Below are 22,567 nucleotides of genomic sequence, written 5' to 3' on the forward strand. Positions count from 1 at the left end.
CTTCTCATAGTTAGCAAGCAGTTGATCCAGCAGTTCAGGTGTAATCGTCGTGTCGGTCGTCATGTGAGTCTCCTCGGTAAGGTAAACTCACAGAAACCTGCTTACACATTCTTTCTGACACCCTCCCCCGGTTGCCTCATTTGCTGCGGCGGCCGCTCCGATCCCCCTGTACAACATCTACCGGGCGGAGGACGGGTTCACCAATGCCGGCATCTCGATGGCTGTGGTCGCCTACGCCGTCGGCACCATCGCCGCACTGTTGGTGCTGGGGCGACTGTCCAATCATCTGGGCCGCCGGCTCACTGCGATCACTAGCCTCGGCCTGCTCCTGCTGGGCTGTCTGCTGTTGCTGAATGTGCACGACATCGACATGCTTCTGGCCGGTCGGTTCCTGGTGGGCGTCGGTACCGGGTTGGCCAGCAGCAGCCTGACCTCCTACATCGTCGACGCCGCCCCCAGCAGGCCAGAATGGTTGGCCTCCGTCGCCTCCAGCCAAGGACCGATGCTCGGCCTCACTGTCGGTGCCATCACCTCCGGCGCCTTGGTCCAGTTCGGCCCCTGGCCACGCGACCTCATCTACCTGGTTTGCGTCGGCTTCCTATTACTGTCTGCTGCACTTATCGCCATCAGCCCGGAAACAGCAACTCCGACGCCGGGCGTTTGGCGATCGCTGTTGCCCCGGGTGAGCGTACCGGCCCAGGTCAGGCATCTGCTCCCTGTCGCGGCAGCGGTGTTCTTGGCCACCTGGTCAACCGGCGCCTTCTACCAAGCCTTCGTGCCTGCGCTGGTCGAAGATCAACTCCACACCGGCAGCCCGCTCATCCTCGGATTGGTGTTCGCCGCCTATATGGCCCCCAGCGTTCTCGGTGCTCCCATTGGCGGCCGATTCACATCCGCGATAGCCCAACGCGTCGGCATGATCACCTTCTTGGCCGGAATGATCGGCATCATCACAGCGATCAACGCCGGCACACTGGCGTTATTCATCATCGCAACCATAGTCGCCGGCGCCGGCCAAGGCATCGCTATCACTGCCGCCACCCGTGGGCTGCTGCACGGCAGCACGCTAGCCGACCGGGCACCGATATTCAGCGCGATCTATCTCCTCTGCTACAGCAGCGCCACCTTCCCCAGCCTCATCTCCGGCAAGCTTTCCAACACCTTCTCGCTACCGCAGATCGCGTTCGGATACGGGGTACTTGCCCTCGGCACCCCCCTGTTCACTGTCCTCTCCGCACGCAACCCGCACACTGACAAGGCCGGAAACAACACCTGCGACAGCTCGTCGACCCCCACGGTCGTGCTCGGCGTCAAGGAATCTACTCGATGAGCACGCAAGAGCGACACCGTTATCAAATGTGTCCGGTGCTCGATGCGCCACGGGTCGGAACAAGCGTGTACCGAGGCCGGATCGTTTCCTGCTTTTTGGCTTCGCCTGCGGGCCAGCTCAGCACGCATCCAGGTGGAAGATTCGGCCATGTCCCGGCCCAGCTCGGCCTGCTCATCTAAGAGGAAGAAAGTGACGCTCGATCATTCGATTTTCACGCGCTGGCCGGCGCAGTACCCTGATCGGTTGCAACTCTTTTCCGCCCCGACGCCCAATGGGGTGAAGGTCGGCATCATGCTTGAGGAAACGAGCCTAACCTACGAGCCGCACCGGATCGACATCATCGCGAACGAAAGCCACGACCCGGCCTTTCTCGCGCTCAACCCCAACGGCAAGATTCCCGCAATCTACGACCCCGACGGGCCGAGCGGCACGCCGCTCGCGCTGTTCGAATCAGGCGCGATCCTCCTCTATCTTGCCGACAAGACGGGACAATTTATCTCGGCCGATCCGAACACTCGCTACGAAACGATCCAGTGGGTGATGTGGCAGATGGGCGGAGTCGGGCCGATGTTTGGCCAGGTCGGCTTCTTCAACAAATTCGCCGGCAAGGCCTATGAGGACAAGCGCCCGCGCGACCGCTACGCGACCGAATCGGCGCGGCTGCTCGGTGTCCTCGACGAACGGCTCGCGGGCCGCGACTGGGTGATGGGCGTCGACTACAGCATCGCCGATATTTCGCTGCTCGGCTGGGTGCGCAACCTCATCGGCTTTTACGAAGCACGCGAGCTCGTCGGCTTCGACCGCTTTCTTCATGTGAAGGCGTGGCTCGACCGCGGCCTGGCGCGTCCGGCAGTGCAGCGCGGGCTGCACGTGTAAGCAGGCTAGAGAGGGTTCGCGAAGAACGAAGCGAGGATATCTATGATTGAAATCACTGCCGACATGGAGGCGATCATCAAGCAGGCGATACTGTCGTTCGTCGCGACAGTCAACGAGGACGGAACGCCCAATCTTTCGCCGAAGGCGTCTTTGACGGTCACAAACGGCGTTCTCTACTTCGCGGATATCGCATCACCGCGGACGATACTGAACTTGAAGCGCAATCCCGCCGTCGAAATTAACGTAGTCGACATCTTCCAGAGGCGCGGTTATCGATTCAAGGGCCGTGCGTTGATACTGCCGCCAGACGATGACGAGTCTTTGATGATCGCCAACTGGGTTCGGGCGACGAATGGTCTAGAGTATCCTGTCGATCACGTTGTCAAAATCGAAACCACTTCGATCACCCCGTTGCTGTCTCCAGCCCATGTCTTTGCCCACCCTCCTCGAAGTCAGGACGAAATCAGGAGCACCTACTACCAAAAGTACGGTGTGAAACCCATCGGGGCATAGGTGCAGGGTCCGCGAAAAACGAAGACCGACCTATAGGCAGAAGGAGAAAGCCCATGAAGATCCGAACCATCATCGCCGCCACCTGCGCCGCCCTCGCCGTCTCGATGGCCGGCCCCATCCACGCCCATGATAGCGAAGCGCAAACCGTCACGAAGAACTTCGAGGCGGCCATTCCCAATATCCCTGGCAAGTCGCTGATCGTCGTGGAGGTCGATTACGCGCCCGGCGCGGCCTCCCCGTCCCACACCCACGCGAAGTCGGCTTTCATCTACGCCTATGTGATCTCGGGTGCGATCGAGTCGAAGGTGAATGACGGCGAGACGCGCATCTATCGGGCGGGTGAGAGCTGGTCCGAACCGCCGGGTGCGAGCCATTCGATCAGCCGCAACGCGAGCAAGACCGAGCCGGCGAAGCTGCTCGCTGTCTTCGTCCTCGATACCAATGACCGCACGCTGACGACACCCGTCAAATAAACCTTCAGACGCATTGAGAGGAACGAGGGTCTTCCGTCGCGAGGCGGAGGGGGTCCTCATCCCGCCGAATTTTATCCTGCAACGCCTCAATGGCGACGGTAGGAACTCCCGTGGGCGCGCGCCGCCCGAGAAGTTTTCTTTCCTGGCTTTCTGCCGTACCATCCCAGGAAAGAGCGCTGCGTCTCATCTCGCGGCGTATCGAAACGACGATGAGCGTCGGGCGACCGAGGAAGGAGAGTAAACCATGAAGATAGTCGTGATCGGCGGCACTGGCCTGATTGGCTCGAAGACCGTTGCCATTCTGCGCCAGGCCGGCCACGAGGTCGCCGCGGCGTCGCCCAAAGTTGGCGTCAACACCGTCACCGGAGAGGGGCTCAAAGAAGCCATGGCCGGCGCACAGGTGGTGATCGACGTCTCCAATGCGCCTTCATTCGACCCCAGGTGGCGTTGGAATTCTTCGAGACCTCTGGCCGCAATCTTGTCGCGGCGGAGGCCGCGGCAGGCGTTCAGCACCATGTCACGCTATCCATCGTCGGGACGGACCGGTTACCGACCAAGGCTATTACCGCGCCAAAGTGGCGCAAGAGCAACTGATCGAGGCTTGCGGTATGCCCTACACGATCATCCGCTCGACCCAGTTCCTGGAATTCCTCGGCGGCATCGCCGATGCAAGCACGGATGGAAGCGTCGTCAGGCTTGCGCCGGGCCTGTTTCAGCCTATCGCGGCTGAGGACGTTGCTGCCGTCGTCGCCGAAGTGGCCTTCGCTGATCCGCGAAACGGGATCATCAGGATCGCAGGCCCGGAACGAGCGCCGTTCAACGAAATCGTCGCTTGCTATTTGAAGGCTGTCGGCGACCCGCGCAAGGTCGTGAAAGACCGAAGCCCGATATTTCGGCGGGCGACTCGAGGAAAAGTCGCTCGTACCATTGGGCGAGGCGCGTCTCGGCCGTCTCAATCTCGAGGAGTGGTTACGCAGCTCGCAGAAAAGAGCCTGATCATGCGGTCGCGGGCCGCGTCGACATTGCGCGAGCCGGCCACCACTGGCGCAGCCGCGTAAAACTTGTCCCATAGCGCATCCTTCGAATCGTGCGACAAGAATGCACCATCAAAAACTGGGACTAAACACCTAGCCGTTCCCCACGTGGGCGCTGATGGCGTTCTGATCGCCAAGAAGTGCGCAGCGGGTGGTCCGTGATCATTGTTCGCACCATGCCGCGTTGCAGGTTTCGGCTTCAGGTTCCGGCTCGTACTTGCCGCGCGGGCTGTTGGCCCATCGGATTACTTTCTTGATTCCGGTCGCTCCATGTGCCGGTGAGGACGGAACATGGGTCTTCCGATCTCAGCCTCTGCGTCTGCAATCTCTGCGATGTCGCCCTCGGAAAAGCGCCTCAGATCGCTCTTGTTTGAATTGATGCATTTGCACTCACCGGAACGATGAGGCAGCGGCTCAACGCCAGCGCGCTTGAGCGGGGCGTCACGAGCATCCGCGTCATAGTCTACCATCGGAGCCAGCATCATCCGGCCGCCGTGATTTTCGCTTCGCACGAGGTATTCCGGGAATTTGGCAAGGGTGCTCAGCGGGTCGGCAGCTTCATCCCGTCGCGCCGACGATGTAGATAGCGCTTTTGTGTGGGTCGTTCTCTTCGAGCCAACGCATGCCAGGCTCGATCTTGAGGATATAGGAGCACCACTGGTAGCGCTGCGTCGGGAATCCCCTTTTTGTCACGGGCGAGCTGGCGGAAGCCGATCGCATTGGTCCGGTAAGGCGCCAAACCAAGCGATCGAACCCATTCCTCCTTTTCGAGGACGCGCTTTTCCCAGCCTTCCGTAGCCCAGCCGATGTCAGAGTAGACGACCGCAACACCTTCCAAATCCCATTCGCGCGCCCACTGGATCAGCGCGCAGGAATCATTGCCGTAGCTGGCGAAAATGACGAAGCGATTAGTCATGGTGTGGACGTTTCAACCTTTGAGCGCGATTTGGTGGCTGGGTTGTTCTGGTGACGTTTCAACCTCGGGTGGCTCAGAGCCGAAAATCTCTAGCCGTATCTCAGTGCTACTGGCTTTTGGACTGGCTGGACAAAGTACGCGTTGGACTCTGTCCAAGTGCGGCTCCCGCATCATGCATCATTGGGCACATTTGACGAAACCGACTTCTGTCGCGCCCTTAGCGATGATGGCGATCCTCGATAGGAACGCTTCCGGGTCTTTCATCATATGCGGTGAGGTCGCCGTCGGCCAATTTACCGATCTTGCGTTCACCGCTGAGATACCAGATGCTCGCCTTGGCTGCGCTGCTGCGCGGTAAGTTGATATTGTCCTGGTGCACGAGCAACATTGTCAGCGCGTAGTTTGGCAATGCCTATAACCGCCGCCTTGAAATTGAAATTCGCCGAGGACGGTATTGGCTTTTCTCTTGTGAGCGTTGGCTCTGGTGATGCGGTCGATTGCTCGTGAAGCTGGCCGGATCCCAGACCGGATCGTCGGCGACAGCCCACGAACCAGCAGTACAAACGATTATAGTTCGATTGCCGATCAGCCGTCGTTCCGATCGAATGCCTTAGAACGCCTGCACAGCAATTGCTCCAGAGGGATCGAGGGGCTCCTTATTTCGAATAGAGCTTACCAAAGTAACCGTTCAGTTCGCGCAGCACACCACAACAACCGCACGAGTCCTTCTCAGCGGATGGTTCGGCGGCACCAACATTCCGGCGGATGTACGAAAGCGGCGGCCCTGATCCACAAATGTGCCCCGCATACGAGCTTCCACCAATTCGTGATAAAAAAGGTGAAGCAGCAAATTCTCGCTACGGCGAGGGGGTATTTCAGCACACTGCTAGTGAGTGCTGGACTAGGTGCGCGCTTGCTACGTTGAGCGTAGAAATCGGCTCGTCGAGTTGCAACACAATTGCCGCCGCCTTGCGAGGCAGCAAGGTGCCTGGCTAAGGGAGTATCGTGTCTCGAATCATAAACTGCCCGGGATCCGCATTCCCGATGAGCATCGATTCGATGCCCACATTCGATTTCCGCGACGCAGGCACCTGGGTTAAATCTCGCCTTGCTGGGCAGAGGCTCATCGCCGACGCGAGCGAATCGCGGTTTGACTGGAGAAAAAATTATGAAACACACGGTGTCAGTATTACTTTCCAGCGTTCTTGCTGTCAGCGCGATCGCAACAGCGGTATTCGCGCAGCAACCAAAGCTTCCTCCACCGGACGACTGGCATGCGACTGGGCGTTATCTTCCGGAATACACGAGTGATGGTGCTCTCGTACTGCCGAAAAACTTCCATGAATGGGTTTATGTTGGCTCGCCTCTGACACCAAACATATTGAACAATGGGAAGGCAAACTTCCCAGAATTCCACAATGTATACATCGAGCCTGGTTCCTATGAAATCTATAAGAAGACGGGCGTCTTCCCCGAAGGAACCATCTTCGTAAAGGAGCTACAACTTATGCTCCCCGCCGATCGTGCAGACGGCTCGAGACAAGAGCCCTCTGGGCGAGGATTTTTTCCGGGACCCTTTAACGGCGCCGATGTAACCGTCAAAGACACCAAACGGTACCCCGAGACCAATGGCTGGGGTTACTATAACTTCAACCACTTCGAGCCGAAGGCCGCCACCGCCAAGGTCAGGCCGCTGGAGGAATGCGCGTATTGTCATATCGCTAGTGCTAAACGCGATGACGTATGGACGCAGTTCTACGCGTTGCTCGACCAGGTGCCGGTGCCGCCCGCCGAGAACAAGACTATAAAAAAGTAGGAGGCTGCGATGAAGATTCTTGGGTCAACGATGGCGGCTTTATCGGCGTCCATAATCGCAACAGGCATTGGATGCCTTGTCTCGCTGCCAGCAGGCAGTCAGGCCGCTTCTGAGAAAGTTCAACTCGTCGACGCGGCTGGCAATATGCGCATACCGGACAATTACCGCACCAGCTATGAATACCTGGGAAGTTGGTCTGTCGCAGGCGACGAGAAGGGTGCGAAAGAGATGCACACTGTTTACGCCTCGCCGGGAGCTGCGGAGGCGTATCGCGCCACGGGCAAGTTCCCTGATGGATCGGTTTTAGTAAAAGAGGTCCAGAGCACAACGACTGCAGTAATGACCACGGGCACCGTCAGCCATGTAGATCGTCTCAAGGGTTGGTTCATGATGGTGAAGGATAGCAAGAACAGCCACCCTGACAACAAGTTGTGGGGTAACGGCTGGGGTTGGTCCTGGTTTGATGCTGACAATCAGGTCAAGACCACCTCGAAGGATTTTCGTGCTGATTGTCTGGGCTGCCACGTCCCAGCCAAGGCAACGGATTGGATCTATGTCTCAGGTTATCCCGGACTGAAGAAGTAGGTGCGAAATCGCCACAAATGGTAGTCCGGCACAAGGCCGGCTACGAAAGCCGGTGATCGGAGCGATTATGAAATCCAGCAAACCCCTCGGGAAATGCGTTTACGGACCGATGATGGTTCTTCTTGTGTCTTTACTCGCGACTGAGGGGAGTTCGGCGGCCGATACATTGGCCGAAAAGAGAATCACCAAGCTATTCCTCACGTCAGGCCAAGTCGATCTTGCAAGAGAAGTGGTAAGATTGCCGCTTCATCGCGGTCGCCTTTCCTCCGGAGAGACGGTTTGGTTCGTTCTCACCGACGTAAGCGATCTCGCCGCTTCCAAAAAGATGGGCCTCACATGGGCGCCGAGCCTCAGTAAGGCAAAGGATCTCGTGAGCACGCGGGTTGCAGAAATGGATGAGTCCAATAACTTCGCCTTCAAATCAGGGCGGGTTGATTTCTCACCAGTTCAAACGTTGACGGCCGGAGAGACGCCAAACTTCTTCCCGCCTAGGTTGGCGCGGGCCGGGTCTGTTGGGGATGCGCACTACAGCCCGTTGGTCCGGGTGGCAAACCGTAATGACATTGTTTTCAACGCCCCCATGATCGCCTTCAACGTCGGACCAGAGAAAATCTCGTTCTGCGGCGGCAATCCCGATTACTCCGTTGTGACCGACTCCGTGGCAAGCATTTGCCCTGACAATGGCACCGTCGATTTGAAGCTGCGCTTCGGATTTGCGGACGGCAAGCACCTGCGGTACCTCAGCTTCGACGCCAACTCCGAGGAATCAGCAGCGCTCGAGGCATCTACCTTTGCGCCTGCCGAAAGCGACATCCTCCAAAGCGGCGCGACGGAGATTATCTACACAATCGTAAATGGTAGGACCGGCCCGAAGGATCCCGAGCGCCAAGGGCTTAACAGCGCGCTCAGTGGCGAAGGCCCTGCACTCGACATCCTTGCGAATTTCAAGGAGATCAGTGCCGGATATTCACCGATGTGGGATGTTCAACTGGCCGAGTGGACCAAAGAGGCTGTTGAGAATAATCAACGGAAGCTGATTACTGACGGCAACGACATTACAGCAAAAAGCGAAGCTGGCTTATTGGTAAGCCCTGTCGGAGGTCCGGTTAAAACGATTGAACATCTGGTGAACTGCCCAGTGGTGGGTTTCACCAATGAATGATTCTTCGATGAAGGAGAGGTCGAGTTGGTGCGGCAGAGCAGCTTGGTGAGTCATTAGTCGTCCGTGCAAACCCAGCAATCGGGTCGGCAGCCAAAATCGCAATCAAGCGCATTCGGTCGGCATCGTGCGATGGGCCGTCGGCGGTTCTTTTGATGCAGTGCTACGTCTCAGGCGCCTCCGTGGGCGCGGACTGAAACAAGTCAATCATCAAACTCCGGGGTTTCACCACGTCTGCGGCAGCAGATCGTCGACATGGTCGCGTTCTTCCAGATCACGGAAGTTCCCAACGAGGGACTCCGTGCGCAGCTTCGCGACTTCGTCGAAGTAGATGATGGAGGTGTCTTTCGCTGAGGAAAGCGACGGGCAAAAGAGAACGGCGCGTTCAAGTTTTTTCGATCGGCCGCAAACATGCCAATGTGATCGTGCGAATGTGAAAGCGGGTGCTAGTAAACAGCACCTGAAATCCGGTAACTGTTGAAGTAGGGCGAGGTGCCGGTCACAATTAGAGTCCGGCATCGCGCGGAGTACGCTAACGAGTAGCGAACCTGGTTTAGGAGCGCGCCGCGATGAAGGAAAACCCTGAGCGAAAAATTCCTCGGCGTGATTTGCTTCGTCTGACCATCGCGGGTAGCGGCGCGGCCGCCGTCGGCGCGCTGTTGTCGCTGTCGGCACCCGCGCAATCTGTCGATATGAAGGACAAGCGCAGGGCGCGCTATCAGGCCGATTCCGCTGAGGTTCGAGACTTCTACCGCGTCAACAGCTATCCCGGCGCCCGCTAGAGGGAGGCGTTCGTGCTGATCAGGAAGTCGGATCGTCGTCGAGGAAGTGCAAGGCCTGTTCTCGCGCAAGCGGACAGGCCAGGCGGCGGATTGGATCGCCGCACTTTTCTGAAGCGTTCGGGCATCGCTGCCGGCACGCTCGCGGCGCTCGGCGAGCTCGCGCTGAACGGCGTGCGCAAGGTGGAGGCCGGCCCGCCGCCGCCTGCGGGCGCGCCCGTTGAGACCCGCAAGAATATCTGCACCCATTGTTCGGTCGGCTGCTCCGTCATCGCCAAGGTCGCCAGTGGCGTTTGGATCGGGCAGGAGCCGGACTATGACAGCCCGATCAATCGCGGCTCGCACTGCTGCAAGGGTGCCGCGGTGCGCGACGACGTCCTGAGCGAGCGCCGCCTGCGTTATCCCGTGAAGCTCGTCAACGGCCAGTGGACGCGCATCTCCTGGGAGACCGCGATCAATGAGATCGGCGACAAGCTCATGGAGATCCGCCAGAAGGCGGGTCCCGATTCAGTCTATTGGCTCGGCTCGGCCAAGTTCACCAACGAGGCCGCCTATCTCAACCGCAAGCTGGCGGCGTTCTGGGGCACCAACAATTCCGACCACCAGGCCCGCATCTGCCATTCGACGACCGTCACCGGCGTAGCCAATACCTGGGGCTACGGCGCGATGACCAACAGCTACAACGACATCCGCAACGCCCGGACCATCCTGTTGATGGGTGGCAATCCGGCCGAGGCGCATCCGGTCTCGTTGCAGCACATCCTCGAGGGCAAGGAGCTCAACCGCGCCAACATGATCGTGGTCGATCCAAGGATGACGCGGACCGCGGCGCATGCGACCGAATATGTCCGGGTGCGCCCGGGCACCCACATCGCCACCATCTACGGCATGCTGTGGCACATTTTCGAGAACGGCTGGGAGGACAAGGAATTCATCAGCCAGCGCGTCTACGGCGACGATGAAATCCGCAAGGCGGCGGCGAAGTGGAATCCGAAGGAGGTCGAGCGGGTCACCGGCCTGCCCGAGGCGCAGGTCAAGCATATCGCCGAACTGTTCGCCAAGCAGAAGCCGGCGACGCTGATCTGGGCGATGGGGCAGACCCAGTTCGCCACTGGCACCGCCAATGTCCGCGCCAGTTGCCTCTTGCTGCTTGCCACCGGCAATGTCGGCATGCCCGGCGCCGGCGCCAACATCTTCCGCGGCCACACCAACGTGCAGGGCGCGACCGATCTCGGCCTCGATGTCACGACGCTGCCGCTCTATTACGGCCTTGCCGAGGGAGCCTGGCGGCATTGGTGCCGGGTGTGGGAAGTCGATTACGACTGGATGAAGTCTCGCTTCCCGAGCAAGCAACTGATGGAAACGCCGGGCATTCCGAGCACGCGCTGGTTCGACGCGACCTTGCTGCCGAAGGACCAGATCAGCCAGCCCAATCCGGTGCAGGCCATGTTCATCATGGGGCATGGCGTCAACACCATCACCCGGATGCCCGAGGCGGTGCGCGGCATCGAGAAGCTCGAGCTCCTGGTGGTGTGCGATCCCTATCCGACCGCGTGGTCGGTGGTCTCCGAGCGCAAGAACGGCGCTTACCTGCTTCCGGCCTGCACGAGCTTCGAGATGGACGGCTCCCGCACCGCCTCCAACCGCTCGCTGCAATGGGGCGAGAAGATCGTCGAGCCGATCTTCGAATCCAAGAACGACTACGACACGATGTATATGCTTGCCGGCAAGCTCGGCTTTGCCGACCTGATGTTCAAGAACATCAAGGTCGAGAACGGCTCGGTGTCGGCGGAAGACATCCTGCGCGAGATCAACCGCGGCGGCTGGTCGACCGGCTATTGCGGGCAATCGCCGGAGCGGCTCAAGGCCCATATGAAGAACCAGGCCAAGTTCGACCTGGTCACGCTGCGGGCGCCGAAGGACGATCCGGAGGTCGGCGGCGACTATTACGGCCTGCCATGGCCGTGCTGGGGCACGCCGGAGTTCAGGCATCCGGGCACGCCGATCCTCTACAACAACAATCTTGCGGTGAAGGACGGCGGCGGCAGCTTCCGCGCGCGGTTCGGCGTCGAGCGCGTCGTAAAACGCAAGGTGATGGAGAACGGGCAGGAGGTGGAGCGGGAGGATCATGACAATCTCCTCGCCGAGGGCTCCTATTCGGTTGGCTCCGACATCAAGGACGGCTATCCCGAATTCACCCTGGGCGTGCTGAAAAAGCTCGGCTGGGACAACGAGCTGACGCCGCAGGAAATGGAGATCATCCGGCGCGTCAATTCGGCCAACCCCGATACGGTGTCCTGGTCGCTCGATCTGTCCGGCGGCATCCAGCGGGTCGCGATCGAGCACGGCTGCTCGCCGTACGGCAACGGCAAGGCGCGCATGATCGCCTGGAACCTGCCCGATCCGATACCAGTCTATCGGGAGCCGATCTACACGCCACGTCCGGATCTGGTTGCCGACTATCCGACCTTGCCCGACGCCAAGCAGTTCCGCATGCCCAATATCGGCTTCTCGGTGCAGAAGGCCGCCGTCGACCGCGGCATCTCAAAGCAGTTCCCGCTGATCCTGAGCTCGGGCCGGCTGGTGGAATATGAAGGCGGCGGCGAGGAGACGCGCTCCAACAAGTGGCTCGCCGAGCTGAAGCAGTTCATGTACGTCGAGATCAACCCGGCCGACGCCGCCGAGCGCGGCATCAAGGACGGCGGCTGGGTGTGGGTGACCGGCGCCGAGAGTAATTCGCGGACCCGTGTCAAGGCGATGATCACCGAGCGCGTCGGCAAGGGCGTCGCCTGGATGCCCTATCATTTCGCCGGCTGGTTCGAGGGCGCCGATCTCCGCAGCAAATATCCGAAGGGCGCCGATCCGATCGTGCTCGGCGAAAGCGTGAACACGCTGACGACCTATGGCTACGACCCTGCGACCGGCATGCAGGAGCCGAAGGCGACGCTTTGCCAGATCCGGGCCGCGTGAGAGGACGAGACGATGGCACGCATGAAATTCCTTTGTGACGCGGACCGCTGCATCGACTGCAACGCCTGCGTCACCGCGTGCAAGAACGAGAACGAGGTGCCCTGGGGCATCAATCGCCGCCGCGTCGTCACCATCAATGACGGCAAGCCCGGCGAGCGTTCGGTGTCGATGGCCTGCATGCACTGCACGGACGCGCCCTGCGCGGCGGTCTGTCCAGTGAACTGCATCTTCCCGACCGAGGACGGCGTCGTCCTGCACAACAAGGATCAGTGCATCGGTTGCGGCTATTGCTTCTACGCCTGCCCGTTCGGCGCGCCGCAATATCCGCAAGTCGGCAATTTCGGCTCGCGCGGCAAGATGGACAAATGCACCTATTGCGCCGGCGGCGGCGGACCGGAGGCGCCGGGCAGCGCCGCGGAATTCGCCAAATACGGCTCGAACCGGTTCGGCGAGGGCAAATTGCCGATGTGCGCGGAGATGTGCTCGACCAAGTCGCTGCTCGCCGGCGATGGCGACATCATCGCGCAGATTTACGGCGAGCGGGTGCGCAAGCGGGGCTATGGTTCCGGCGCCTGGGGCTGGACCACGGCCTATCACAACGACGTCGGGGTCTGAGCGGATAGGCTCATACGGCCTGCGATGAACGCGGGATGAGAACAGGGTAACGGTCATGACGTTTCTCGCACGCTTTCGTCTGGCGACCTTCGTCCTGGCGCTGCTTGTGGTCGCCGTGGCGGCGCCTGTGCTCGCACAAAAGCTCGGTCCCGACGGCGCACCCAACCCGACCGCGAGCGTCACAAGCCAGCGCGAATTACTGCAGCAGGTGCCGCGCATCACCGGCCGCATCGACATTCCCGACACCAAGGCCGGCGTGCTGATCCAGCCGGCGGGACGGACCTGGGACTATTTCCACCAGGTTCTGCTGCGCTGGGGCGGCGCGATTGTGATCCTCGGCACGGTCGCGTTGCTGGCGATTGCCTATCTGATCCTCGGACGGCTGCCGATCTCAGCCGGGCGCTCGGGCCAGAAAGTGGTTCGCTTCAAGGCGTTCGAGCGCTTCGCGCACTGGCTGACGGCAGCGTCCTTCGTGATCCTCGGACTGACCGGGCTGAACATCACCTTCGGCAAGGCCGTGCTGCTGCCGCTCGTCGGGCCGGACACGTTCGCCGCCATCTCGCAGGCCGCCAAATACGTACACAACTTCACGAGCTTCGCGTTCGTGGCAGGCCTCGTCCTGATCTTGGTGATCTTCCTTAGGGACAATCTCCTGGAGAAGGTGGATATCGACTGGCTCAAGCAGGGCGGCGGCTTCATCAAGAACAGACACGCGCCGTCGGGCCGCTTCAATTTCGGCGAGAAAATGGTGTTCTGGTTGTCGATTGCGGCGGGCATTGCCGTGTCAGCCTCGGGATTCCTGCTGCTGTTTCCGTTTTATGGGACCGATATCCTCGGCATGCAGCTCGCGCAGGTGGTACACGCCGTGACGGCCATCCTGTTCATCGCCCTGATCCTCGGCCACATCTATATCGGCACGGTCGGGATGGAGGGCGCGTTCGAAGCGATGGGCACCGGCGAGGTCGACCTCAATTGGGCCAAGGAACATCACGACCAGTGGCTCGCCAAGAAGCTGGCGGGCGAGGGGCGCGCCGAATCCACGGCGACGCCGGCGGAATAGCTGCTCATTTTCGATCGCGATTGCCGCGGCGAGGCGGTTGCGCGTCACGCTCGCGCAGATAGTCGTCGGTGGTGCGGACGGTCGGGCTCGCCACGCCGTAGGATTCAAAGCCCTGTTCGGCGACGAAGTTGACGCGGCAATCGTCGCACATCTTGATGACGTCGAGCTTGCGCGGCGAATCCTTGTACATCCAGTGCTTGCCTTCGAGCTTGGCGACCACGCGCTCGATCGTGCTCTTGACGCCGAACGGCTTGCCGCAGCGGATGCACGAGAACGGCTCTTCCTCCTTGAGGATGCGGGCAGGGGCTCGTGCGGCGCCGAAATCCAGCCGCGGCACTAGCGTGATCACGTGCTCCGGACAGGTCGACTTGCACAGGCCGCACTGGACGCAGGCATCCTCCACGAAACGCAGCACCGGCCGTTCGGGATCGTCGCGCAACGCGCTGGTCGGGCAGGCCGAGACGCAGGACAGGCACAGGGTGCAGCCGGACGCATCGACTTCCACGGCGCCGAACGGTGCGCCCACGGGCAGCGCGATGATATCGACAGGCGCCGGCGCTGAGCGATGCAATTCGCCGAGCGCAAAACGCAGCACGTCGCGTTTCTTTCCCGTGGCCCGGAAACTCGCCGGGCGCGGCGCCGGCGGCAATGACGGCACCGCGCGCAGCGTCTCGAGCAGCGTATCCGGATCGTCGGTCTCGACGGTGGCGATTCGGTCCGTGCCGAAGCCGAGCCCGGCCAGGATCGGATCGGCGATCGTCATCGTCCGCGTCAGGCCCGCGACATCATGGCGCGGTTTCGCCCGCAGCAGGAAGCGCATCGCGGAGGCGCCATAGGCGAAGGCGGCGGCGATGCTCTCCAGTCCGATCTGCGTGACCTCGTTGACCGCGAACGGCAGCACGCTGGCCGGCAGCCCATCGCCGAACCGCGCCAGCGCGTCGATCAGCGGCGTACCATGCGCCTCGTCATGCACCAGCACGATCGCCTGCTCGCCGCCGGCCTCGCGATAGGCGATCAGCAGCGCGCGCAATTTGCGCATCAGTGCGTCTTCCGGCGGCAGCGCGTAGGACGCAGCGCCGGTCGGGCAGGCCGCCGCGCATTGGCCGCAACCCGCGCAGATGTTCGGATCGATCGCGACATGATCACCGGCCGGCGTGATTGCGCCTGCAGGGCAGAGATCGAGGCAGCGGGTGCAGCCGATGCGTCCCGAGCGCGAATGCGCGCACAGCTTGGCGTCGAACGTGACATAGCGCGGCTTCTCGAAAGTGCCGACGAGATCGCGTGCCTTGAGCACGGCCTGCAGCATCGCCGTGGGGGAGGCGGGATCGGCGCGGAGATAGCCGTCGCGCAAATCCGCAGCCGGGAACAACGGCGCGCCGCCAGTCAGGTCCAGGATGATGTCGCAGTTCGATTGCGCATTGTTGCGCGAAGGGCCGAACAACAGCGTGCTGCGCGAGGAGGGCGCAGCTTCCGCGAAATCGTCGACCGTGACCTCGAAGGCGCCGAGATGGCCGCGTGCCGCGGTCACCTTTCCCTTCGCCACCGGGAATTCGTCATTGCGCGGCGGCGCGACGGCGGCGGGCGGTTCGATCAGAACGGTGACGTCGAGATGGTCCTTGAGCAGATTGCCGGCTTCGATCGCGGTCTCATCGCGGCCGCAGATCAGGATGACGCCGCCGCTTTCCAGTTCGACCGATGGCGCTGGCGGTGCGGCCTCCGCCGCCGCCGCAAGCAGCGCCGCCATTTTCGGTCCCGCGCGATCGGCGTCATTGGACCAGCCGGCAGTCTCGCGGATGTTGGCGAATTGTATGGATTGTGTGCGGTCAGTCTCCGCAGCCGCCTCCGAGAACAACGCCGCTTTCTGGGTGCAGGCGATCGTGAGCGGGCCGTCTTCGGCGGCAATGGCTCGGAAGCGATCGAGCTCGGCGCGGCAGAGCTGGGTTGCCGTCGTTGGCTCGTGACGGCAGCCACGGCTGATAGCATCGCCGTCGAGCGGCATCGTCCCCTCGCAGGAGCAGATCAGAAGACGTCTTGCGAAATCGGCCATGCTGTCACAACCTTGTGTGTCTATCCGGTACGCCTGGCGAAACTGGCCGGGAATTTGTGGAAAGTATATAGTCACTCTCCCAAAAACCGGACAGACTTGCATGGAGCATCGGATGAGCGGGCCGCGTGACTTCTGGCTCGCTTGCCGCCAACGTGTGCTCGCGAAGAGAGCGGCCGTCAGTTGGTCACGGACGACGTCCTGAAGGCCCTCCTGGCGCGGCCCGAACTGATGCCGCCCCCGGAAGCCTGCGCGGCGGAGCAGGAGCTGCATCGCGCGCTGCTGCGCGATCCGTGGCGGAACTCCGACGCCACGCGCATTGGTGACGCGATCTGGGATGACGATGGTCTCGATGACGCGACGCGCGCCCAGTTGATCGGCCTGTTTCGGCTGACGTTCCGCGATCCCACCTATATGATCGAAAAGGTCAGGGGCGAGCCGGTCTATCTGCTGCTCGCCATGACCGGCGACGCGGTGTTGCGGCTGAAGCCGCAGAACCTCATCACCGGCTTGCCGATTGCGAACGCGGAGGCAGTCAATTGATATCGACGGCGCTGATGCGCATTTCCGTGGGTGTCGTGGTGGAGCGGCGCAAGGGCCGGAGTGCCTGGGCCGACTTCCTGTGGCGGCCGGTTTCGGTGTTCGCCGGAAGCCCGTCGGCCGCGCCGTGGACGGCGCTCGATAGGCAAGGAGAGGTGACGTTGTTCTATGCCGGCGAGGCGATGATCGAACTGCACCGCACCGAGACCACGAATTATCGTGACAATCTCGGGTCCGGCTCGCCCTCCCTGTGGATCAACCTGCGCCCGACCGGCTCCGAGCCGCCTTACGAACTGCTCGCCGTCACCGCGGATCCGGCCGAGGGCGAGGCGTTCACCGATGCCGGCACCAATCTGGTCGATGCGGTGCCGATGCCCGCAGGTATTGTTGAAATCGTCGAGCGATTTATTGCCGAGCATCATGTCGAGCGCCCCTTCATCAAGCGGCAGCGCGATCGGCAGATGCCTCCGACGTAGGACACGAGAGACGGACCGTGGCTGAAGAGCACAATGTTTTCCTTCGCTGGGCGCGGCTGAAGCAGGCCGCGAAAGAGCGCCGGGATGCGGAAGCGGCTCCGATAGACAGTGAAGCGGCAGCGCCACCTGCGACTGAGGCGGCGAGCGATGAGCCGTTCGACCTCACAAGCCTGCCGTCAATCGAATCGATCACCGCCAATGCGGACATTGCGGCGTTCCTGCGCGCCGGCGTGCCGGCCGAATTGACCCGCGCGGCGTTGCGCCGGGCCTGGACCAGCGATCCCGCCATTCGCGACTTCATCGGCATCGCGGAGAACCAGTGGGACTTCAACGATCCGAACGCAATTCCGGGGTTCGGTCCGCTCGATCCGGCGGAAAACGCCGCCGACCTTCTCGCGCAGGTCTCAAGGCGGTTGCAGCAGATTCCGGATGCGCTCGCGGACACGACGTCGCCGGCCGATCCGACTCGGCCCGAGACGGCCGATTCCGCAGAGCCTGTTCTCGATCTGCTTCCCGCGACAGACGGGCCATCGCTTGTTGATGCCGGTGCACAGTGGAACGAAATGCAGGACATGGGCGCGCAGGGCGAGCAAACGCCTGCCGACGAGGCACAGGATTCTCGCCGAAAACGGCGCCATGGCAGCGCATTGCCCCGATAGCGATCGACAAAGTGGCATGTCTTTCCGGATCGAACGATGACGGATTCAATTTCAAAGAGCTCTGCAGTGCGCATCGTCGATGAGATCGACCGCGCCCGGGCACGGGAATATGCGCTGCTCGCAACGTTGCTGACGCGCGGCCCCGGTGCACCGCTTCTATCCCGTCTTGCCGGCTTGCGCGGCGATGCCAGCCCGATTGGCGTAGCGCACACCGCGCTGGCCGAAGCAGCCCGCCGGACCAATGCGGAGCGCGCGTCGCGCGAGTTCTTTTCCCTGTTTGCTGGTCTGGGGGAGGGGGCGCTGCTGCCCTATGCGTCGCATTATCTCGCCGAGACATTGTATGGGCGGCCGCTCGTCCGAGTGCGGGAAACGCTTGATAGCCTCGGCATCGAAAAGACACCGGAGCGGACGGAGCCGGAGGATCACGCCGGCTTCCTCTGCGAGATCATGGCGGGCCTCGCCGGTGGCGACATCGCAGCCCCCGATGGCGCCGACCGCGACTTCTTCGAGCGGCACCTTTCGCCCTGGATCAAGCGCGCCTTCATCGACCTGGAACAGGCAAAATCGGCTGATTTCTATGCATCGGTTGGCGCGCTCGGCCGCACCTTCATCGACATCGAAGCTGAGGCATTCGCACTTCCCGTATGAACATTGCTTTCTGTCCGCGGCGGGGACTCATCCGCTGCGGAACTGTGGTACAAAATGACGTGAGGAGGAGAAACACGATGCGCGCGTTCGCCTGGGCTTGCCTGTTCGGAGTCGTCATCGCACTTGGAGCGGCAGTGATTCTCGACAATTTCGTGCAGGAAACGGCGTCGGCGGCCTTTGCCGAGCCGAGCGCTAGAGTCTAGTGACGATGACCTGCAACGGGCGCGGGTCTCGAACTCCAAACCGAAAGCGCAGACTCATTTGAGTGGAGAGGGAGATGCCTCATGATCCGCTCAGTGATTCCTGCAATCTTTATTGCCGCCGTGATTGTTATTGGAGCCCTGTCGTGGCGGCCGCAGTCGGATTCGATTGAGCTGACCGCCGCGGCCATGCCGCCGCTGGTGCAACTACATGCGATGGCCGGCATCGAGAAATAGCCCGTTCAGGACATCGGCGATCAATCGCTCATCTATCCGACACTGAGGAAATAGGCTGACGCAATCGGCCGTCGCTTGGGTTCCGGGAACCCTAGAGTTGCGGTGACGTCCGTGAATATAAGAGCTTGGACTCAAGGCCGAATGGCTAACCGCAGCGCATGTGCTTGCAGGCGCTGCTCGGGCTAGTCTTCAACTGGTTGAGCGCGAAAGTCGACGCCGACAGACAAGTCAGCATCGTCAAGACCCAGACCATCGGCCGCCGTTGCCGGTGGCGCTCTCTCCGGATTGCGGAACGCGGACAATCAAAACACTGCGACCCGCATAAAGGAGAGCACATGGGGACCGACCATCATCATGATGTCGATCATCCTCGCGCCGTTCGTCTGACATGAGTGGCAAGTTGTGCCCGTTCCTAATTAGGTTGGACTGTACGGCCGGCTGCCGTTCCCTGAATTGACTCATCACAAACCCGGCTCTTGAGGCGTCGCGAGCATCGGTAAGCCCGGCATCGACGGTCAATCCGCTTGGGACAAGACCGAGCAGGCGATCTTCACCTCGCTCTTCATCGGAGCTTTAATGGCTGTTGCTGCGGTCGCCGCAATTCGGGGATCAAGAAATGATCGACAACCGCCGTGACCGCGTCATCCGGCCCGAGACGAACCTTGAGCACGTTCAGTATGTTCCAAACGGCTTCGTGTACCTATGGGAGAAAGCCAGTTGGAAGGCCATTCCTGAGGCTTACGGAGAGGGCTGGCTGGAGTTCATTGGGACAGGGAGGGAGAGATCGTGCTCCCTACATGCCTCGTATGTCCAGCCAAACTAGACCCACAACGATGGTTACGATCAGCCACGGGTGGCAATTCGCGAAGTCGACTATCTCCCTACCAACCCCGACTATCCCCACCAAAAGGCAGAAGAGGTAGACCAGCCAAGGCCAGTCCTTTGCTTAGTCTCGGCCTTCGACTCGTGCACCCTTAGCACTGTCCATTTGGCAATACTGTTGTTCATTCTCGGCGCCCCAGACATTCTTTATCACCTCTTGAGAATACATTTTTGGCAGCTGTGAACCCGTTCCCGGCGCGCCGCAAGCTCGTGGTGCTTGCCCGTCGTCGCACCAAACGTTACCTATGAACCAGCAATGGAGAGGTTGCCCGTATGACGGTCAATGCTGACGATACGCTGCAATTGGCAGGTCTGTTCGATCTGCGAGCAGCGTGGCGATTGGTATCGATTGAAGGGCGCCGCAAGTAGGTTTGTCAAAAACGCGGCTTGCGAAGGCCGTTGGAGCTGTCGCTGCGTCAGCTTGTATGTTTGTTTTCTCCGCGATGTTGCTGATGTTGCTGCGGCGATCGAGGCGGTGCCGCAAGCGCTTAGCAGGCGTGGCTACGGCGTCTATGCGCTGGCCGGAACGGAAAGCATCATGAGAAGGTTGCTTCCCGCAGACTTCGGACTGTTGTTGCAGGCCGGCGACGATCACGGGCACGTGCTGATTGGCGCGACGCGGGTCATGGTAGTCGGTCGAGGTGGTCTTGAGCGGCTTGTCCGTGTCGAACCACGACCATCCCCAGCCGTCGCCCCGCAACGTGTTGTCGGGGGGCGTTCCCTTGCTGTCTCTCACCATGGCGAACCAGTGCGTGGCTTGCCGTGCCGGTGGTCATCTCGTTTGTCGAGGGCGCGAAGACCTCTTTCACCAGAACGGCGCCATCCGGGAAGTGCCTCGTCTTCCGGTAGGCGTCAATCGCCCCGGGGATGCGTAGACGGCGTGGATTTCTTTCGAGCCCTAGCCGCTGTCGGCGGCAAAGCCGCTTGTCTGGACGAACGGCGACGGATTGTGGATTCGCGGCGGACTTACCTTTTCGCCGCGGCGGCGCACACCGTCGGGACTATTTTCACGACGCGAGCTAGCGCGCGGCAGATACACTCCAGCCGTATGGAGAAAGCCATGAAACTTGTTAGGATGAGCAAGGAGAAGGTCGGTCTCCCGGGTGCTTCTTCCCGGTGGCCTGCACGTGATCGACATCGCAAACAGCCTGGAGGTGTTTGCGCCTCATGATCCGCTGTCAATGGCCTTCTGAATGGCGCGTTAAAAGACGGTTGCAAAACTGGTCGCTGATTGTCAAGCATTGGGCTTACTTGCGGTCGCGTCTCACGAGACTGGCGAACATCGGTACAGCCAATCCAGGTCATTCATGCAACAAATCGGACGAGATCAAATTGCGAGTCGCCAGCGGCGGCTACGACTTTGTGATCCTCGATCTGTTGATCTGTCGGAACGAAGGCCTTTCGTTGCTTTCCGATACCCGACGTCAGTTCGACCTGCCTATCATCGTTACGGCGCCTTCGCACATTGGCGAAGGCGGTCGCGCTGCAACGTGATTATTTCGTCGGTGTTTGGCCGGTATGCCGATCGCCGCCATCGCTTGCGCAGCACAAGCTCGCGCGATTCTGGCTCGACATCCTTATCGTCGACGGGACGTGCCCGCGAGGAAAAGGCTGCTTTCGCGGCAGCTACTTTTGCAAAAATGGAAGAGCTGCTAGATACCCTGCACGGCGACCACGTCAACGAGGTGCGTGGCGAAGCCTTTGGCTACAGCGGGGTTACTCAGAACGAGCGCCGCCAACTTTGGCGCGGCGAGCGGCGCAACATAACGCTTGGTCGGACGAGAAAATAGGCGGCGTTGCGAGGCGTATTATTCCCGCTTGAGGGAAGGCGAGCGAGCAATCGACAGGCTGACGGGATGGTGGGACAGGCATGACGGAAATGCGTACTGAGCGGCTCACACTCACCGGAGTCGTTCCCGAGGATGCGGCTTTCATCCTCGAGTTGCTGAACGATCCAGGTTGGCTCGCGAACATCAGTGACCGGTCAGTCCGCAACTTGCAACATGCGCGCCTACATCGAGGAGCGCCTTTCGAAATCACTCTGGCTCGTAGCTCGGGACAGATCGAGCGATCCGGGCGGAATCTATGGCTTGGTCGATCGCGAGGGCCTGCCGCATCCTGATATCGGCTACGCAAATCTTTCGCGCTGTGCGGGTCTAGGCTATGCGACCGAGGGGGCGGCCTTGTTGCTTCACCACGCGATGGATGTCTTGGGCCACAAAGTCATCCTGGCGATCACGAAACCCCACAACGTCGCGTCGCGGCGAGTGCTGGAGAAGATCGGCCTCCGATTCCTTCACCGTCCAGTTGGCCGGGCGCGACAGAGATTGGGCGCTTTACGCGACGCAGATCGAAGAGGCAGCGGACGCGGCCCTCGCAGACCATGCCGGTTGGCCGCGAGGCGAACATCTTACATAGGCAACTTGCTCGCTGCTATTGCTGACAGTTGCGATCCGCACGTCCTTTGCGGTGTCACCCGCGCTCGCTTGCGGGATCATGCTGTTGTTGTGGTTGCTTGGCATGGCCCTCCGCAGGCGCTATTCAGCTCGGCCGAACCGAAAACACAGGGTAATGCAACCTCGGATGATCTGTTCGCCGGCGTCTGTTCATACGCAGCAATCCGGCGATCCTCGGCACCATCTCGCTGGGTCTCTTCGCGGTATTGTTCGGCGGCGTGACAGCCGCGTTGTTCGGCGCGATTCCGGCCTCAGCGCCTGGAGGCGTCGCGACAGTCGTGATTGCGCCGCTAAGGATG

General features: G+C 61.0%; 23 protein-coding genes and 2 pseudogenes. 21 read left to right on the top strand and 4 right to left on the bottom strand.

What is annotated here, in order from left to right:
* Window positions 1-148 precede the first annotated feature (148 nt).
* The 5 genes and pseudogenes from ACZYOF_RS17885 to ACZYOF_RS17905 form a co-directional block, all read left to right on the top strand.
* Window positions 149-1,330 (top strand): annotated as a pseudogene (locus ACZYOF_RS17885) (MFS transporter); the annotation flags it as partial.
* A gap of 189 nt (window positions 1,331-1,519) precedes the next feature.
* Window positions 1,520-2,206: a glutathione S-transferase N-terminal domain-containing protein gene (locus ACZYOF_RS17890; RefSeq protein WP_282531531.1), complete on the top strand. Its 687-nt coding sequence runs from the start codon at window positions 1,520-1,522 to the stop codon at window positions 2,204-2,206.
* A 42-nt stretch (window positions 2,207-2,248) separates the two neighbouring features.
* Window positions 2,249-2,719: a pyridoxamine 5'-phosphate oxidase family protein gene (locus ACZYOF_RS17895; protein ID WP_282531532.1), complete on the top strand. Its 471-nt coding sequence runs from the start codon at window positions 2,249-2,251 to the stop codon at window positions 2,717-2,719.
* Between the two features lie 53 nt (window positions 2,720-2,772).
* The gene (locus tag ACZYOF_RS17900; RefSeq protein WP_282531533.1) at window positions 2,773-3,192 is read left to right on the top strand and encodes a cupin domain-containing protein; all 420 of its coding nucleotides are present in this window, start codon (window positions 2,773-2,775) and stop codon (window positions 3,190-3,192) included.
* Between the two features lie 244 nt (window positions 3,193-3,436).
* A pseudogene (locus tag ACZYOF_RS17905) lies at window positions 3,437-4,188 on the top strand (SDR family oxidoreductase).
* A gap of 579 nt (window positions 4,189-4,767) precedes the next feature.
* On the opposite strand, the gene ACZYOF_RS17910 reads toward ACZYOF_RS17905, so the two are convergent.
* Together ACZYOF_RS17910 and ACZYOF_RS17915 are read right to left on the bottom strand one after the other, a co-directional pair.
* Window positions 4,768-5,142 (bottom strand): hypothetical protein, encoded by a 375-nt coding sequence (locus ACZYOF_RS17910; RefSeq protein WP_282531534.1) that lies wholly within the window; start codon window positions 5,140-5,142, stop codon window positions 4,768-4,770.
* 217 nt (window positions 5,143-5,359) lie between these two features.
* Window positions 5,360-5,551, bottom strand: coding sequence for a hypothetical protein (locus ACZYOF_RS17915; protein ID WP_463716572.1), 192 nt, complete (start codon window positions 5,549-5,551; stop codon window positions 5,360-5,362).
* 759 nt (window positions 5,552-6,310) lie between these two features.
* Here ACZYOF_RS17915 and ACZYOF_RS17920 point away from each other — a divergent pair.
* From ACZYOF_RS17920 to ACZYOF_RS17950, 7 genes are all read left to right on the top strand, one after another.
* Window positions 6,311-6,958 carry a cytochrome P460 family protein gene (locus ACZYOF_RS17920; RefSeq protein WP_282531536.1) on the top strand — a complete coding sequence of 216 codons (648 nt, stop codon included), beginning with the start codon at window positions 6,311-6,313 and terminating at the stop codon, window positions 6,956-6,958.
* Window positions 6,959-6,967: 9 nt separating this feature from the next.
* A complete protein-coding gene (locus ACZYOF_RS17925; RefSeq protein WP_282531537.1) occupies window positions 6,968-7,543 on the top strand; it encodes a cytochrome P460 family protein in 576 nt (191 codons plus the stop codon).
* A 67-nt stretch (window positions 7,544-7,610) separates the two neighbouring features.
* Window positions 7,611-8,705 carry a DUF7482 domain-containing protein gene (locus tag ACZYOF_RS17930; protein ID WP_282531538.1) on the top strand — a complete coding sequence of 365 codons (1,095 nt, stop codon included), beginning with the start codon at window positions 7,611-7,613 and terminating at the stop codon, window positions 8,703-8,705.
* 566 nt (window positions 8,706-9,271) lie between these two features.
* Window positions 9,272-9,484, top strand: a complete 213-nt coding sequence (locus tag ACZYOF_RS17935; protein WP_463716573.1) for a formate dehydrogenase — start codon at window positions 9,272-9,274, stop codon at window positions 9,482-9,484.
* Window positions 9,485-9,496: 12 nt separating this feature from the next.
* Entirely contained in the window at window positions 9,497-12,451 is a 2,955-nt protein-coding gene (locus tag ACZYOF_RS17940) for a formate dehydrogenase subunit alpha (RefSeq protein WP_463716574.1), read from the top strand.
* Between the two features lie 12 nt (window positions 12,452-12,463).
* The gene (gene fdh3B / locus ACZYOF_RS17945; RefSeq protein WP_463716575.1) at window positions 12,464-13,066 is read left to right on the top strand and encodes a formate dehydrogenase FDH3 subunit beta; all 603 of its coding nucleotides are present in this window, start codon (window positions 12,464-12,466) and stop codon (window positions 13,064-13,066) included.
* Between the two features lie 55 nt (window positions 13,067-13,121).
* The gene (locus tag ACZYOF_RS17950) at window positions 13,122-14,126 is read left to right on the top strand and encodes a formate dehydrogenase subunit gamma (RefSeq protein ID WP_463716576.1); all 1,005 of its coding nucleotides are present in this window, start codon (window positions 13,122-13,124) and stop codon (window positions 14,124-14,126) included.
* A 4-nt stretch (window positions 14,127-14,130) separates the two neighbouring features.
* On the opposite strand, the gene ACZYOF_RS17955 is transcribed toward ACZYOF_RS17950, so the two are convergent.
* The gene (locus ACZYOF_RS17955) at window positions 14,131-16,125 is read right to left on the bottom strand and encodes a 4Fe-4S binding protein (RefSeq protein WP_463716595.1); all 1,995 of its coding nucleotides are present in this window, start codon (window positions 16,123-16,125) and stop codon (window positions 14,131-14,133) included.
* A 228-nt stretch (window positions 16,126-16,353) separates the two neighbouring features.
* Between ACZYOF_RS17955 and ACZYOF_RS17960 the strand changes: the two genes are divergently transcribed.
* From ACZYOF_RS17960 to ACZYOF_RS17985, 6 genes are all read left to right on the top strand, one after another.
* Window positions 16,354-16,713, top strand: a complete 360-nt coding sequence (locus ACZYOF_RS17960; RefSeq protein WP_282532774.1) for a hypothetical protein — start codon at window positions 16,354-16,356, stop codon at window positions 16,711-16,713.
* On the top strand, window positions 16,710-17,186 hold the full coding sequence (locus tag ACZYOF_RS17965) for a DUF3305 domain-containing protein (protein WP_282532775.1): 477 nt from the start codon (window positions 16,710-16,712) through the stop codon (window positions 17,184-17,186). Before ACZYOF_RS17960 ends, ACZYOF_RS17965 begins: the two co-directional genes overlap by 4 nt.
* Before the next feature lie 17 nt (window positions 17,187-17,203).
* Complete coding sequence (locus ACZYOF_RS17970; RefSeq protein ID WP_463716577.1) at window positions 17,204-17,845, top strand: DUF3306 domain-containing protein; 642 nt, start codon at window positions 17,204-17,206, stop codon at window positions 17,843-17,845.
* Between the two features lie 36 nt (window positions 17,846-17,881).
* Window positions 17,882-18,493, top strand: coding sequence for a TorD/DmsD family molecular chaperone (locus tag ACZYOF_RS17975; protein WP_282532681.1), 612 nt, complete (start codon window positions 17,882-17,884; stop codon window positions 18,491-18,493).
* A 77-nt stretch (window positions 18,494-18,570) separates the two neighbouring features.
* On the top strand, window positions 18,571-18,696 hold the full coding sequence (locus tag ACZYOF_RS17980; protein WP_463716578.1) for a hypothetical protein: 126 nt from the start codon (window positions 18,571-18,573) through the stop codon (window positions 18,694-18,696).
* A gap of 81 nt (window positions 18,697-18,777) precedes the next feature.
* Window positions 18,778-18,930, top strand: a complete 153-nt coding sequence (locus tag ACZYOF_RS17985; RefSeq protein WP_282532683.1) for a hypothetical protein — start codon at window positions 18,778-18,780, stop codon at window positions 18,928-18,930.
* A gap of 1,162 nt (window positions 18,931-20,092) precedes the next feature.
* On the opposite strand, the gene ACZYOF_RS17990 is transcribed toward ACZYOF_RS17985, so the two are convergent.
* Entirely contained in the window at window positions 20,093-20,548 is a 456-nt protein-coding gene (locus ACZYOF_RS17990) for a hypothetical protein (protein ID WP_463716579.1), read from the bottom strand.
* A gap of 431 nt (window positions 20,549-20,979) precedes the next feature.
* Here ACZYOF_RS17990 and ACZYOF_RS17995 point away from each other — a divergent pair, with 431 nt between their 5' ends.
* From ACZYOF_RS17995 to ACZYOF_RS18005, 3 genes are all read left to right on the top strand, one after another.
* A complete protein-coding gene (locus ACZYOF_RS17995; RefSeq protein WP_463716580.1) occupies window positions 20,980-21,306 on the top strand; it encodes a hypothetical protein in 327 nt (108 codons plus the stop codon).
* Window positions 21,303-21,602: a hypothetical protein gene (locus tag ACZYOF_RS18000; RefSeq protein ID WP_282532686.1), complete on the top strand. Its 300-nt coding sequence runs from the start codon at window positions 21,303-21,305 to the stop codon at window positions 21,600-21,602. The genes ACZYOF_RS17995 and ACZYOF_RS18000 overlap by 4 nt, the downstream gene beginning before the upstream one ends.
* Window positions 21,603-21,815: 213 nt before the next feature.
* Window positions 21,816-22,490: a GNAT family N-acetyltransferase gene (locus tag ACZYOF_RS18005; RefSeq protein ID WP_463716581.1), complete on the top strand. Its 675-nt coding sequence runs from the start codon at window positions 21,816-21,818 to the stop codon at window positions 22,488-22,490.
* Window positions 22,491-22,567 lie beyond the last annotated feature (77 nt).

The sequence above is a fragment of the Bradyrhizobium sp. LeoA1Lang genome, assembly GCF_055413685.1.